Origin of the sequence: Pseudomonas sp. WS 5412 (genome assembly GCF_012985615.1) — a bacterium.
GTDB lineage: Bacteria > Pseudomonadota > Gammaproteobacteria > Pseudomonadales > Pseudomonadaceae > Aquipseudomonas > Aquipseudomonas shahriarae.
Window position 1 is genome coordinate 1 of record NZ_JAARMB010000027.1, and the last position, 13388, is coordinate 13388.

Annotated in this window: 13 protein-coding genes and 4 tRNA genes; 8 read left to right on the forward strand and 9 right to left on the reverse strand. The window is 56.6% G+C overall.

What is annotated here, in order from left to right:
• Positions 1 to 570: 570 nt before the first annotated feature.
• The 3 genes from HBR94_RS25510 (at position 571) to HBR94_RS25520 (ending at position 2449) form a co-directional block, all read left to right on the forward strand.
• Positions 571 to 987: a DUF5681 domain-containing protein gene (locus tag HBR94_RS25510; protein WP_170045730.1), complete on the forward strand. Its 417-nt coding sequence runs from the start codon at positions 571 to 573 to the stop codon at positions 985 to 987.
• A complete protein-coding gene (locus HBR94_RS25515; RefSeq protein WP_170045731.1) occupies positions 984 to 1415 on the forward strand; it encodes a hypothetical protein in 432 nt (143 codons plus the stop codon). The genes HBR94_RS25510 and HBR94_RS25515 overlap by 4 nt, the downstream gene beginning before the upstream one ends.
• Before the next feature lie 200 nt (positions 1416 to 1615).
• Positions 1616 to 2449 carry a hypothetical protein gene (locus HBR94_RS25520; protein WP_170045732.1) on the forward strand — a complete coding sequence of 278 codons (834 nt, stop codon included), beginning with the start codon at positions 1616 to 1618 and terminating at the stop codon, positions 2447 to 2449.
• A gap of 235 nt (positions 2450 to 2684) precedes the next feature.
• On the opposite strand, the gene HBR94_RS25525 is transcribed toward HBR94_RS25520, so the two are convergent.
• Positions 2685 to 3368, reverse strand: a complete 684-nt coding sequence (locus tag HBR94_RS25525; RefSeq protein WP_170045733.1) for a hypothetical protein — start codon at positions 3366 to 3368, stop codon at positions 2685 to 2687.
• A gap of 140 nt (positions 3369 to 3508) precedes the next feature.
• On the opposite strand from HBR94_RS25525, the gene HBR94_RS25530 reads away from it, so the two are divergent.
• Complete coding sequence (locus HBR94_RS25530) at positions 3509 to 4126, forward strand: recombinase family protein (protein WP_170045734.1); 618 nt, start codon at positions 3509 to 3511, stop codon at positions 4124 to 4126.
• A 23-nt stretch (positions 4127 to 4149) separates the two neighbouring features.
• Positions 4150 to 4923, forward strand: coding sequence for a hypothetical protein (locus HBR94_RS25535; protein WP_170045735.1), 774 nt, complete (start codon positions 4150 to 4152; stop codon positions 4921 to 4923).
• Positions 4924 to 4998: 75 nt separating this feature from the next.
• Here HBR94_RS25535 and HBR94_RS25540 read toward each other — a convergent pair.
• Positions 4999 to 5075: transfer RNA gene (locus tag HBR94_RS25540), tRNA-Arg, on the reverse strand.
• 330 nt (positions 5076 to 5405) lie between these two features.
• On the opposite strand from HBR94_RS25540, the gene HBR94_RS25545 reads away from it, so the two are divergent.
• The 3 genes from HBR94_RS25545 (at position 5406) to HBR94_RS25555 (ending at position 6560) form a co-directional block, all read left to right on the forward strand.
• Positions 5406 to 5630, forward strand: coding sequence for a hypothetical protein (locus HBR94_RS25545; RefSeq protein ID WP_170045736.1), 225 nt, complete (start codon positions 5406 to 5408; stop codon positions 5628 to 5630).
• An 11-nt stretch (positions 5631 to 5641) separates the two neighbouring features.
• Positions 5642 to 5821: a PA3371 family protein gene (locus tag HBR94_RS25550; protein WP_057439704.1), complete on the forward strand. Its 180-nt coding sequence runs from the start codon at positions 5642 to 5644 to the stop codon at positions 5819 to 5821.
• Between the two features lie 412 nt (positions 5822 to 6233).
• Positions 6234 to 6560 (forward strand): Arc family DNA-binding protein, encoded by a 327-nt coding sequence (locus HBR94_RS25555; protein ID WP_057439705.1) that lies wholly within the window; start codon positions 6234 to 6236, stop codon positions 6558 to 6560.
• A 96-nt stretch (positions 6561 to 6656) separates the two neighbouring features.
• On the opposite strand, the gene mgtE is transcribed toward HBR94_RS25555, so the two are convergent.
• From mgtE to alaS, 7 genes are all read right to left on the reverse strand, one after another.
• The gene (gene mgtE, locus HBR94_RS25560; protein ID WP_057960442.1) at positions 6657 to 8099 is read right to left on the reverse strand and encodes a magnesium transporter; all 1443 of its coding nucleotides are present in this window, start codon (positions 8097 to 8099) and stop codon (positions 6657 to 6659) included.
• Between the two features lie 375 nt (positions 8100 to 8474).
• Positions 8475 to 8551: transfer RNA gene (locus HBR94_RS25565), tRNA-Arg, on the reverse strand.
• 72 nt (positions 8552 to 8623) lie between these two features.
• Positions 8624 to 8700 (reverse strand) — tRNA-Arg (locus HBR94_RS25570).
• Positions 8701 to 8808: 108 nt separating this feature from the next.
• Positions 8809 to 8899 (reverse strand) — tRNA-Ser (locus HBR94_RS25575).
• 62 nt (positions 8900 to 8961) lie between these two features.
• Entirely contained in the window at positions 8962 to 9150 is a 189-nt protein-coding gene (gene csrA, locus HBR94_RS25580) for a carbon storage regulator CsrA (RefSeq protein WP_003178872.1), read from the reverse strand.
• 183 nt (positions 9151 to 9333) lie between these two features.
• Positions 9334 to 10575, reverse strand: a complete 1242-nt coding sequence (locus tag HBR94_RS25585; protein WP_057439706.1) for an aspartate kinase — start codon at positions 10573 to 10575, stop codon at positions 9334 to 9336.
• A gap of 97 nt (positions 10576 to 10672) precedes the next feature.
• The gene (alaS, locus tag HBR94_RS25590; RefSeq protein ID WP_057960444.1) at positions 10673 to 13291 is read right to left on the reverse strand and encodes an alanine--tRNA ligase; all 2619 of its coding nucleotides are present in this window, start codon (positions 13289 to 13291) and stop codon (positions 10673 to 10675) included.
• Positions 13292 to 13388: the final 97 nt, after the last annotated feature.

Below are 13388 nucleotides of genomic sequence, written 5' to 3' on the forward strand. Positions count from 1 at the left end.
GAGGTGATCTTCGGGCCTGTGATCCTAGGCCGTGTCGATGCTAGAGACGCAAAGAACGGGTATGTTTCAATCAAAGTGTCACCTATGTGAATGCACTTTTTTGTAACCTATGTGGTTGTCCCGTACAGACATACCAAAACGGTAGGTCGGCCCTCCCCGCTCCATCCTCAATCTGAGATCGGACTGAGCCGAAAACCCGGCTGTGTATCACTTTGCCTACCCCCGACTTACTGCAACAAAAAACCCTTTCTCGATTCGCTGCAAACCAACTATTTCAGTCCCGTTTAATCCGGTTATGTGTATCACCTAGAGTGCACCTAAAAAGCACTGGATAAATGATCAAATCATGCCTAATGTGAGTTTTTGAGCCACTCAAAACCCATTCGAGGCAGCACCTATGAACACAGCTAAGCCCGCCCGAGGACGTCAGCACAAACCAACTCGCTCCGAAGTTGCTGCCGCCTGGGGACGCCTTCGCGAAGCCGCAGCAGACGGAAGCGTTCAAGCATCTGCCCTGCTGATAGCGCTCGCTGAAAACAAACCGGTCATCGCTATGGAAACGCCCGCCGCATGACTGATCGCGATAAAGCCGGCAAATGGAAGCCGGGGCAGTCAGGCAATCCAGGTGGCCGTTCTGGCCAAACGCAGGAGCTGCGCGCCCGACTCGCGGAAGGTGCAGACGCCGTGACAAAGAAGGTACTGACAGCGGCGAAGAAGGGCGATATGCAGGCTTGCCGCCTGATCCTTGAACGCCTGGTGCCGCCAATCAAGCCAACTGCCGAGACAGTGTGCTTCAACCTGGACGACACCGACTTGCCCAGCGCAGCCAAATCAATCCTTCGCGCAGTTGCCGCCGGCGAGCTACCGCCCGACCAGGGCAAGGCATTGATCGAAGGGCTAGGCGCTGTTGCCCGAGTCATCGAGGTTGCCGAGCTACAGAAGGCCGTCGAAGAACTCCGCGAACAGATGGAGGGAATGCGGCAATGAGCATTAAGTGGATGCGCGCCGAGCTCAAGCGAATTGCGGAAAAGATCGGCGCTGAAGACGAAGAGACAGTGCTCGTTATGTTGACGGTAGTGGACTGCAGCGTTGACGCGGTTGAGGAGGAGATGGACTACCCCAAGACAGTGGGCCACTCCTTCAACTATCCCGTCCTGGGCGTGCAAACGGTGATGCACTTCCCACTGCGCACCATGAACAGCAACGACGCGGCCAATCTGGCAGAGGCGTTCATTCTCCACGTCCGCGCAATTGAAAGCCTCCGCCGTCCCGCTCCGGTAGGCGTGATGGATATGCGGCCATTCCCAAGCTCTAGTGCCTGGATCTTCCCGCCGCTGGCTGATGGGCAAAACATCAAAGATCACGTCGCAGAACAGTACCAACTGATCATCGAGGCCCGCCATGAGCATCCGTAGCCAGGTGGCCAAGCTGCGTCAGCAATCCGGGCTCACTCAATTCAATCGTGACGTACGAGAGATCAGCGCTCTTATGGACGAGTTGCACGCAGCAGCAACCGGCGGTGACGCCCGGGAGAACTTATCCCTACTCCAAATTCTGAGCGAAGCCTCAGACCAAAACAGGCCGAACCATGGCCAGACAATCAAAAGGTAACTCAATGAAAATCGGCAAACGATCCGTCCTCAAAGTTGGCTTGGCCAACCTCCACTACTCCGAATACGAGCACTCCCAGGTAGAGGCCCGAACATTCAATATTCAGCGCCCCGACGGCACCAAAGGTACCTGGCAGGCCGGCGGCTTGCTGAAGTCGGTTCGCCATTTGCAGGGCTTGGCGCTGGAAACTTTCAAGGACCTTGGAGAAGAAATTCTCTCGATTCGCGGAAACAAAGACCTCAACGCCGCGGCCATCGAGCGCAAGGGCAAGGAGCAGATCGACGGGATCGTTCCTGCCTTGATGCCGGCTATGGAAAAGGCGGCAAAGGATATGCTGACGCTGGCCCAAACAGTGGTCAACGGCTTTGCTCCGGTCACGCCTCGCGCAAGCTCGGACGTTGTTGGCTTCCTGGCTGATCAGGAGCTACGAGCCATCGTGCGGAGCCTTAAGCCGGAAGAGCGCCAGCGACTGGTCGCTGAGGCGCGTGCAGGTAGTCATCCCGACGTTGTAGAGGCGGTGCTCAGGGCCAACCCAATGCTCTCCGGGCTATCGCCAGAGGCGGCTGACAGCCTTTCGCGTGCAGGCATTGCCGCATCGCGCGCCGAAGACATCGAAGGGCTCAAGCAGATGCTAGCAATCTACGACGACGTGCTGGCCACAGCCTCCAATGCCGGTGTCGCACTGAGCGGCATGGTTGCCAATTCGAATGGGTACACCGGCCGATTTGAGAAGTGGCGATCGGGCTGTGAGGGCTCCGAAGCACTTCGCGAATGGCTGGCGAAAATGCCCACTCGCACCTCTGCAAAAGCGACCCCAGATCAATCCGAAGCGGCCTAACTGACCATCTGCGCGCTACGCAAGTATTGGTAGCGCCGATCAGCCGGCTGATTCTTTGAGTAAGAAAGCATGACGTTTCAAGAGCGATTTACCGAAGCGTGCAGTACGCTGAAGTTCAAACCCTACGAGTTGACACACGGGCCTGACGCCGGCGATTTGGTGTGGGCGGTCCAGCACGTCCGCACTGGCCAACACGTGACCATCGACGGCTCTGATAGCTAAACGAACTATCGCATCAGACCGTATATTTTTCCGCAAGACTGTCGAGTAGCGAACTCATTCTTTCAACGTATCCGTCTGCATCAGAAAGGTGCTTTTCAACCTCCGCCTCGGACCTTTTCCCAACGTTAGCAAGGCTCCAGGCAGTGTAGAGAGGCCGGGGTTTACTAATCTCAATCGCAAGATTATGGATCGAGTTTTCTAAATTGGATGCATGATCCTGCCACTCAGAGCCACGCTTGACCACGACCTTGTCGAGCAAAATACATTGATATTTGAATTGATTGAAAGCATCACCTAGCGCCGTGTCGGCAATTTCTTCCGTAATCTCCTTCTTCGTCCTTCTACCTCGATCGAGTGCGTCTATTCGTTCAAGATAGGCACTGCAGGAAGCTTCAATCTGCCGTAGAGCGACTTGGGCGTCCCAGATTACCCCCAGAGCTTTTCCATAAATTATTTGGTTCCGCCAAGCACTTAGGCCGTGGAACGCAATTCCACCGACAACGATGGCTGCAATGGCCTGCACTAACGAAGAGAAGGAGCTAATAAAGCTGAACGCCTTATCAGCGCCGCCCACACTCAAATTTCCGAAAAAGACGCCAGTAGACAACACGAGAAGGGCAACCAGCGCGCAGTAAAATCCAACAGCATAAGGGTTTTTCATATCCGGAGTTTTTACCACGCAAAAGTTTGAGATCATAATGACATCCGGCGAGTCTCACTAGGGTATGCCTATCCAGATACAGGCTTATTTTGCCTTTTTCGGGCTTTTCGCTTGATAAGTAACACCCATAGTGCAACAGTATTAGTAGAACGCCCTAACTGATACAGGCACTGATCATGTTCATCCGCGCATACCTCCGAGCTTCCACCGACGAACAAGACGCCAGCCGTGCCCGGGCCTCGCTTGAGCAGTTTGCGAGCGACCATAACAAGGTCATTGCAAGCGTGTACCTGGAGAATGCCAGCGGCGCCACCGCCGACCGGCCTGAGCTACTGCGGCTGCTCAAGGATGCCCGCAAGGGTGACGTGTTGCTGGTGGAGTCGATAGACCGCCTATCCCGTCTCCCAGCGGAGGACTGGCAAAAGCTCAAGGCGGCTATCGACTCCAAGGGCCTGCGCATTGTCGCGCTCGACCTGCCGACCAGCTACCAGGGAATACAAGACACCAAGGGCGACGAGTTCACCGGGCGGATGCTGGGGGCCATCAACTCAATGCTGGTGGAAATGATGGCCGCCATCGCCCGCAAGGACTACGAGCAGCGCCGCGAGCGCCAGGCACAGGGTATAGAGAAGGCAAAGGCAGCAGGTAAGTACCAAGGCCGGCCAGTAGATGCCGATTTGCACAAGCGCGTCACAGAGTTGCTAGGGGCTGGTCTGGGCATTCGCGCGACGGCCAGGCACGCGAGTTGCTCAACCACTACAGTGCTGCGAATCCGCGATCAATTACCCAGCTGAATGGACTATTCACAGGAGTTACCTTGAAAAACTATCTGTCGCTTTTAAGCCATGGCAGCAAAATCGCGGGAGCTGCAGTTGGGGGCGCTGTCGGGTCACTCACTGGGCCGGCCGGCACGGTTGCAGGTGCCGCGGTCGGCGCCGCAGTGGGTGAAGCTTGCGTAGTCGTGCTGGATGACATTGCCCAACGAGTTCTTTCGCCAAGGGAGCAGCAGCGAGTCGCCGGTGTCGCAGCGCTAGCAATCGATAGTATTCGTGAACAGTTGCTCTGGCGCCCGCGAAGAGATGATGATTTTTTCGAAGCTGAAGCCGGGGCATTCTCACCCGCCGAGGAAGTTTTTGAGGGGGTCTTGCTTGCCGCGAAGCATGAGCACGAACAGCAAAAGCTCCCCTATCTCGCGAATTTCTACTCCAACCTTGTATTCATGCAGTACATCAAAAAAGCCGAAGCAAATTTTCTACTCAACATCGCCGAAGGCCTGACCTATCGCCAATTCTGCTTACTCAGCCTCATCGATCAAATTGTTTCGTTCAAGACCCGTGACGAGCCATGGTCTAGAGACAAACCAATGCACCCGGAATCCCACGAAACAACTTTAGAGGCGCTTTATTTGTACCAAAAGCAACTGGTGGGCAACTTCAGCATCAATGAGGGGCGAGGGGAAAATGTTTATCAGCCGGGATTGGTCATCCCAGCTTTCGCGATAATGTCAGGCCCAGGCGCAAAACTGGCCGGTTTGCTGGGTTTGCACGCGATACCCAAAGCCGAGCTGGAACGCTTAGCTTCAGTCTGGTGACAATCTTTTGCTGTCACCCTGCTGTCACAGCCTCACAAGGCTTGAGACTAAAACAGCTGTAGACCTTGAATTATATGGTGTCCCAGGGCCGGTTCGAACGGCCAACCTTCCCCTTAGGAGGGGGATGCTCTATCCAATTGAGCTACTGGGACTAATGACAGGCGCAGGGCCAGATGGCGTTGCGACGGACGGCGTGCATGTTAACGGTCAGGGTGGGTTTTGTCATGTCGTCCGTCAGCTTTTTAGGCGTCAGCCTTCATCCCACCCAACCGGCGAAAAGCCGTTGCCCACGAGCCTGCAGAGCCCATCGTGCAAAATGCATTGGCACGAAATGCCATCATTGCATATTGCAATGAGCCATACTTTTGAGATCAACTTAAGTTATTGTTTTAAAAGGATTTAAATCAAAATAATAGCTGGCATGATGACTGCACTCTTTGTACTTATAAAACTGTCCTGCACGTGAACACGGGGAAACACCCATGAACAGCACCCTTCTGCTTCTGAACGCCCTGGCCTTGGCCGTACTGGTGACATTCCACTTCCAGGCCGGCAAAGACAGCGATTCCGCGCAGATCAGCCAAACGGGCAGCTACCACGCTCAACAACGGCCTCAACTGGCCCTGATGACAGGCGATGGACAATCATCGGTGCACCTGGCACAGGGCGCACAGGCCGCGAGCTCTTCTGAACACCTGATTTTCTAAGTGAGCCCATCATGACCAAGTCAGTCTGGCTATTTCTGATCCTGGCCATTGCCACGGGTATTCTGGGACTCAACCTTCCGTCGAATGACTGGCAAGCCCTTTGCCTGGGCGCCTGCGCCCTATTCACAGTCGCGCTGGTGATCGCCATGGTCGTCGGGCGTCGCTTCAAGTTCGACCCGATCCTGCGCTGACCCTGCCTGTGACGAGAGATTGACACCGTCTCAATCCTGCTCGCCTGACCGCCCTACCTTATGTCGCCCCGGCTCGCAAATCGGCCATTTGCCACTAGTCTTAAAATTAAGGGCAAAAGGCCACATTGCTATAGGATATGCGCCCGAAAACCCCATCTTAGCGAGAGCCTGCGGCCCGGTTCTTGCGCAGAAAAGTTTTCCAACCAGTCCGCAAATTTGAAAATGAGTACTGGCACAAAGCCTGTAGGAAGCTCAATATTTGTCACAGAATTGACGCCAAGGAACCGGCAAAACTGAGGCATGATGCGGCCTCTTTGCAATTCGGGTTGAACATTTGTCCGCAAGCCTTGTCCTAACACACATGTTGCGGCCAATTCCAAAAACCGCTCCCCTGAACTAACCGGTTAAATATATGCGCCCATTGAAACAGGCAATTTATTCCAGCCGTACGGCTGACAAGTTCGTCGTACGTCTGCCAGACGGAATGCGGGAACGCATTGCCGAGGTGGCTCGCAATCATCATCGCAGCATGAACTCTGAAATCATCGCGCGCATGGAGCAAAGCCTTATTCAGGAAGGCGCGTTGGGTGATGAGCCGAGCATGCGTATGGACAGCCCGGAGCTGTCACTGCACGAGCGCGAGCTGCTACAGCGGTTTCGCCAACTGTCCCACCGTCAGCAAAATGCGCTTGTGTCGCTGATTGCTCATGACGTTGAGGCAGCCGCAGAAGCCGAATAATCGGCAACTGAAAGCTGAAGCCAGCCTTGCGCTGGCTTTTTTTTGCCCGGGATTTTTACTTTTGTGCAGGAGCCGGCGTGCCGGCTCCCAGTAGGTTCAAAGCAGGAAGATCGTCGCCAGGCCCAGGAAGATGAAGAAGCCGCCACTGTCGGTCATGGCCGTGATCATCACACTGGCCCCCATAGCAGGATCGCGCCCAAGGCGCGCCAGGGTCATGGGGATCAATACCCCCATCAGTGCCGCCAGCAATAGGTTAAGGGTCATGGCCGCGGTCATGACCACGCCCAGGGACCAACTGCCATACAGCAGGTAGGCCACCACGCCGATCACGCCACCCCATACCAGACCATTGATCAGACCCACAGCCAGCTCCTTGCGCATCAGGCGCGAGGTGTTGCCGGTGCTTACCTGATCCAGGGCCATCGCCCGCACGATCATGGTGATGGTCTGGTTACCCGAGTTACCCCCAATACCGGCGACGATCGGCATCAGTGCCGCCAACGCCACCAACTTCTCGATGGAACCCTCGAACAGACCAATCACCCGCGAGGCAATGAACGCAGTGACCAGGTTGACCGCCAGCCACGCCCAACGGTTGCTCAGGGAGCGCCAGACTGACGCAAAAATATCTTCCTCTTCACGCAGACCCGCCATGTTGAGGACTTCGTTTTCGCTTTCCTCACGGATCAGGTCGACCATCTCGTCGATGGTCAAACGGCCAATCAGCTTGCCGTTCTTGTCAACCACCGGGGCCGAGATCAAGTCATAACGCTCGAATGCCTGGGCGGCATCGTAGGCGTCTTCATCAGGATGAAAGCTCACCGGGTCACTGGCCATGACCTCAGCCACTTGTTTGTCCGGGTCATTGACCAGCAGGCGCTTGATCGGCAGCACGCCCTTGAGGATGCCGTCGTAGTCCACCACAAACAGCTTGTCGGTATGCCCTGGCAGCTCCTTGAGACGCCGCAGGTAACGCAAGACCACTTCCAGGCTGACATCCTCTCGGATGGTGACCATTTCGAAGTCCATCAATGCGCCGACCTGTTCCTCGTCATAGGACAACGCGGAGCGCACACGCTCACGCTGTTGACCGTCGAGGGTCTCCATCAGCTCATGGACAACATCACGGGGCAGTTCAGGGGCCAGGTCGGCCAGTTCGTCAGCGTCCATCTCCTTGGCGGCGGCCAGGAGCTCGTGATCGTCCATGTCGGCGATCAGGGTTTCACGAACCGAATCGGATACCTCGAGGAGGATGTCGCCATCGCGATCCGCCTTGACCAACTGCCAAAGCGTCAGACGGTCGTCCAGCGGCAGGGCTTCAAGGATGTAGGCAACGTCGGCAGAGTGCAGGTCATCGAGCTTGCGCTGCAACTCGACGAGATTCTGCCGATGGACCAGGTTCTCGACCCGGTCTTGATGAGGGCCTTCCTGGCGATGGGTCAGATCTTCGACCACACGCTGGCGCTGCAGCAGCTCAACGACTTGAGCCAGGCGATCCTGCAGGCTTTCTTGTGTTTTCTTTACTTCTACTTCGGTCATAGGCGAACTCCACTCCCAGCAGCGGGGCACGCCGGAAGGATCAATCAGTCAATTCATGATTGGTAAAACGGGGTACTGAGTAACTACTGGGTAAGTCCATGGAGGTATTCCACAAGCCCCGGCGGGGCTGACGGGCGCAATGATACACCGCCCGGCCGTTTTAAACGTTAAAAAACTGGAAAGAACAAGCGCTTGCGCAACAAAGCTGAGTGTTGGCCGCACGTATGAAACTGCGACGACGCTGACAGAAAAGAAAACACATGGCCGAGAGAAAAACATGCAGGCCGCAGACGATTCCTACACAAGCACACCCCCACGGGAAAATAAAAACCCCAGACGGCAAAAAGCCCGCACTAGGCGGGCTTTTTGTTTGTATGGTGCACTCGACAGGATTCGAACCTGTGACCGCTCGGTTCGTAGCCGAGTACTCTATCCAGCTGAGCTACGAGTGCAGATTGTGGTTTTATACCAGATCACAACTGGTTGAAGCCAAGTTATCTGCATTGCTGCAACTAACTCTTAAATGGTGCACTCGACAGGATTCGAACCTGTGACCGCTCGGTTCGTAGCCGAGTACTCTATCCAGCTGAGCTACGAGTGCATTTGTTGCCGCGCATTATAGGCCGTTCAATCTCTATGTAAAGCTATTTTTTCGTTTAGTTTCAAGCACTTAGCGAAAAAACCAGATTGCAACGTACTAAGCAAATAATGGCGGAGAACGGGGGATTCGAACCCCCGACACCCTTTTGAGGTGTACTCCCTTAGCAGGGGAGCGCCTTCGGCCACTCGGCCAGCTCTCCGCAACACGGGGCGTATATTAACCAGCTTCATCCCCGTTTGCAAACATAAAAAACGATAAAAATTAATGGCTTGGTTCGTCGTCCTTCTCTTTCTTGATCCGCAGGTAGATTTCCTCACGGTGGACGGCCACCTCTTTGGGGGCATTGACCCCAATCCGCACTTGATTGCCTTTGACGCCGAGCACGGTCACGGTGATTTCGCCATCACCAATAATCAGGCTTTCTGCGCATCGACGAGTCAGAATCAGCATACCTTTCTCCTCACGCATTTCATTTCGGGAACAACAGTCTGCAAAAAAAGGCCCTGGGCCTATGACCAAACGGCCATGGCCCTGCACGCCTTAGTATTGTCGAGCACGGGCAAAAGAACAGGCTTGCGCCCTCACCCGACAAAAAAGAAAGGCGCGGATCAACCGCGCCTTCCTGGCAACGCGTTACTCGCCCTGTCGGGCCGGCGCGTCTAGTTCGAAAGCGGTGTGCAGTGCACGCACAGCCAGTTCCAGATACTTCTCTTCGATCACCACCGATACCTTGATCTCCGACGTGGAGATCATCTGGATATTGATGGTTTCCTTGGCCAGGGATTCGAACATGCGGCTGGCAACACCCGCATGGGAGCGCATGCCCACACCGACGATCGAGACCTTGGCGATCTTGGTGTCGCCGACCACTTCACGAGCACCGATTTCCTTGGCAGTGTTCTGCAGGATACGTTCGGCCGCATCGTACTCGTTGCGGTGCACAGTGAAGGTGAAGTCGGTGGTGTTATCGTGCGCAACGTTCTGCACGATCATGTCGACTTCAATGTTCGCGCCGCTGATAGGCCCGAGAATCTTGAACGCCACGCCCGGGGTGTCTGGCACGCCACGGATGGTCAGCTTGGCTTCATCGCGATTAAAAGCGATGCCGGAAATGATCGGCTGTTCCATGGATTCCTCTTCATCAATAGTAATGAGGGTGCCCGGACCCTCTTTAAAGCTGTGCAATACGCGCAGCGGTACGTTGTACTTGCCGGCGAACTCCACCGCACGGATCTGCAGCACCTTGGACCCGAGGCTGGCCATTTCCAGCATCTCTTCGAAGGTGATCTTGTCCAGGCGCTGGGCCACGGACACGACGCGCGGGTCGGTGGTGTAGACGCCGTCCACATCGGTATAGATCTGGCATTCGTCAGCCTTCAAGGCTGCCGCCAGCGCCACACCGGTGGTGTCGGAACCGCCACGGCCCAGGGTCGTGATATTGCCGTGCTCGTCGACGCCCTGGAAACCGGCGACAACCACCACGCGACCGGCCTTCAGGTCACCACGAATCTTCTGGTCGTCGATCTGCAGGATGCGCGCCTTGGTATGCGCGCTGTCCGTCAGGATCCGTACCTGGGTGCCCGTGTAGGACACCGCCGGCACGCCACGCTTGTTCAGCGCCATGGCCAACAGGGCAATGGTCACCTGCTCACCGGTGGACACGATCACATCCAGCTCACGCGCCAGCGGCGCCTGATCGCCACTGATTTGCTTGGCCAGGTCGATCAGGCGATTGGTCTCGCCGCTCATGGCCGACAGCACCACCACCAGGTCGTCGCCGGCATCGCGGAATTTCTTAACCTTGTCAGCGACCTGCTCGATTCTTTCGACAGAGCCGACCGAGGTGCCTCCAAATTTCTGTACGATCAAAGCCATTTCTAAGCCGCCTCAGCCCGTAAAGGAGCGCCCAATAAACAAATCTTCCAGCAGCTAAGCGAGCCCATGACTAGACCATGGGCTCATTAACAGCGCCTTAAATACCGGCCTCGACAAACGGCACGGTCAGGGCCAGGGCCGCGTCCAGGGCTCCGGCGTCTACACCACCGCCTTGTGCCATGTCCGGACGACCACCGCCCTTCCCGCCCACTGCCGCGGCGGCTTGCTTCATCAAATCACCGGCTTTGAGTTGGCCAGTCAGGTCTTTGGTTACACCGGCAACCAGTACGACCTTTTCCTCATGGACACTGCCGAGCAGGATCACTGCGCGACCGAGCTTGTTCTTCAACTGATCGACCAAGGCCAACAGCGCCTTGCCATCTTGACCGTCCAGGCGTGCAGTCAGAACCTTCACGCCCTTGATGTCCAGGGCCGAGGCCGACAAATCGTCGCCCGCGGCGCTGGCCGCCTTGGCTTGCAACTGCTCCAGCTGTTTTTCCAGCTGGCGGTTGCGCTCCAGTACGGCAGAGAGCTTGTCGATCAGGTTGTCACGGCTGCCCTTGACCAGGGTCGCCGCTTCCTTGAGTTGTTCTTCGGCCGCATTCAGGTAGGCCAGGGCCGCAGCACCGGTCACTGCCTCGATACGCCGCACACCGGAAGCCACACCGCCTTCGCTGGTGATTTTCAGCAGGCCGATGTCGCCGGTGCGCGCGGCGTGGATACCGCCACACAGCTCCACGGAGAAGCTGCCGCCCATGCTCAGCACGCGCACTTCGTCGCCGTACTTCTCGCCAAACAGCGCCATGGCGCCTTTTTTCTTGGCGGTTTCAATATCGGTTTCTTCAGTTTCTACCGGGGTGTTCTTGCGAATCTCGGCGTTGACGATATCTTCCAGTGCCTTCAATTGCTCAGGCTTGATCGCTTCAAAATGGCTGAAGTCGAAGCGCAGGCGCTGGCTGTCGACCAACGAACCCTTCTGCTGGACGTGCTCGCCCAATACCTGGCGCAGCGCGGCGTGCAGCAAGTGGGTGGCCGAATGGTTCAAGGCGGTTGCATGCCGCACCTCAGCATCAACCTGAGTCTCTACCGGAGCGCCGACCGTCAGGTTACCCAGCACCAACACACCGTGATGCAGGAAAGCACCGCCAGTCTTGGTGGTGTCGCGCACGTCGAAACGACCGGATGTCGAACGCAAGAAACCACAGTCACCGACCTGGCCGCCGGATTCGGCGTAGAACGGCGTCTGATCGAGCACCACGACCGCTTCTTCGCCTTCGCTCAAGACATCGACCGACTTGCCATCTTTATAGATAGCCACGATCTTGGCCGAGCCGACGGTGGCGTGATAGCCGGTGAACTCGGTCGCTACGTCAACCTTGACCAGGGTGTTGTAGTCCAGGCCAAAAGAGCTCGCGGAACGAGCGCGTACACGCTGGGCTTCCATCTCGCGCTCGAAACCAACCTCATCAACCGTCAATTCACGCTCGCGGGCGATGTCGGCCGTCAGGTCCATCGGGAAGCCATAGGTGTCATACAGCTTGAACACCACATCACCCGGCACCACGGTACCTTTGAGCTCAGCCAGGTCCTGTTCCAGGATCTTCAGGCCGTGCTCCAGGGTCTTGGAGAACTGCTCTTCTTCAGCCTTGAGCACGCGTTCGATGTTGGCTTGCTGCTGCTTGAGTTCCGGGAAGGCTTCGCCCATCTCGGCCACCAGCGCGGCAACGATTTTGTAGAAGAAGCTACCCGTGGCGCCCAACTTGTTACCGTGGCGGCAGGCACGACGGATGATGCGGCGCAGCACATAGCCACGGCCTTCGTTGGAAGGCAGCACGCCGTCGGCAATCAGGAAACCGCAAGAACGGATATGGTCCGACACCACTTTGAGCGAAGACTGGTTGTCGTTGGCGCAACCAATGGCCGCGGCCGACGCGCTCAGCAGGTTCTTGAACAGGTCGATTTCGTAGTTGGAGTGAACGTGCTGCATCACCGCGCTGATCCGCTCCAGGCCCATACCGGTATCGACCGACGGCGCAGGCAGCGGATGCAACACGCCATCGGCGGTGCGGTTGAACTGCATGAACACGTTGTTCCAGATCTCGATGTAACGGTCACCGTCTTCTTCCGGCGAGCCCGGCGGGCCACCCCAGATGTCGGCGCCATGATCGTAGAAAATCTCGGTGCACGGGCCGCACGGGCCGGTATCGCCCATGGTCCAGAAGTTGTCGGAGGCGTAAGGCGCGCCCTTGTTGTCGCCGATGCGAATCATGCGTTCGACCGGCACACCGATCTGCTGGGTCCAGATGTCGTAGGCTTCGTCATCGGTGGCGTAGACGGTGACCCAGAGTTTTTCCTTCGGCAGCTTCAGCACGCCAGTGAGGAAGGTCCAGGCGAAGTTGATCGCGTCTTGCTTGAAATAATCGCCAAAGCTGAAGTTGCCGAGCATTTCGAAAAAGGTGTGGTGACGGGCGGTGTAGCCGACGTTCTCCAGGTCGCTGTTCTTGCCGCCGGCGCGCACGCACTTCTGGCTGCTGGTGGCGCGGGTGTAGGCGCGCTTTTCCTGGCCCAGGAAGCAGTCCTTGAACTGGTTCATCCCCGCGTTAGTGAACAGCAGGGTAGGGTCATTGCCTGGGATCAAGGAGCTGGAGGCGACACGGGTGTGACCTTGCTCTTCGAAGAAGCGAAGGAAGGCTTCACGGATTTCTGCGCTTTTCATTAGGTTCTTCCACGGAGGCTGCGGCCAAAGGCCAGTGCTAAACGTCATCAGACGGAGCGACGGCAAAGGGCCGCATTATATCGGCCCTTTGCCCGTG

Bases quoted from the DNA above. Each gene is read 5' to 3' on its own strand.
- HBR94_RS25510 (WP_170045730.1), top strand. From the start codon at position 571: ATGACTGATCGCGATAAAGCCGGCAAATGGAAGCCGGGGCAGTCAGGC.
- csrA (WP_003178872.1), bottom strand. From the start codon at position 9,150: ATGCTGATTCTGACTCGTCGATGCGCAGAAAGCCTGATTATTGGTGAT.
- HBR94_RS25550 (WP_057439704.1), top strand. From the start codon at position 5,642: ATGACCAAGTCAGTCTGGCTATTTCTGATCCTGGCCATTGCCACGGGT.
- HBR94_RS25520 (WP_170045732.1), top strand. From the start codon at position 1,616: ATGAAAATCGGCAAACGATCCGTCCTCAAAGTTGGCTTGGCCAACCTC.
- HBR94_RS25530 (WP_170045734.1), top strand. From the start codon at position 3,509: ATGTTCATCCGCGCATACCTCCGAGCTTCCACCGACGAACAAGACGCC.
- alaS (WP_057960444.1), bottom strand. From the start codon at position 13,291: ATGAAAAGCGCAGAAATCCGTGAAGCCTTCCTTCGCTTCTTCGAAGAG.
- HBR94_RS25545 (WP_170045736.1), top strand. From the start codon at position 5,406: ATGAACAGCACCCTTCTGCTTCTGAACGCCCTGGCCTTGGCCGTACTG.
- HBR94_RS25555 (WP_057439705.1), top strand. From the start codon at position 6,234: ATGCGCCCATTGAAACAGGCAATTTATTCCAGCCGTACGGCTGACAAG.
- HBR94_RS25585 (WP_057439706.1), bottom strand. From the start codon at position 10,575: ATGGCTTTGATCGTACAGAAATTTGGAGGCACCTCGGTCGGCTCTGTC.
- HBR94_RS25525 (WP_170045733.1), bottom strand. From the start codon at position 3,368: ATGATCTCAAACTTTTGCGTGGTAAAAACTCCGGATATGAAAAACCCT.
- HBR94_RS25515 (WP_170045731.1), top strand. From the start codon at position 984: ATGAGCATTAAGTGGATGCGCGCCGAGCTCAAGCGAATTGCGGAAAAG.
- mgtE (WP_057960442.1), bottom strand. From the start codon at position 8,099: ATGACCGAAGTAGAAGTAAAGAAAACACAAGAAAGCCTGCAGGATCGC.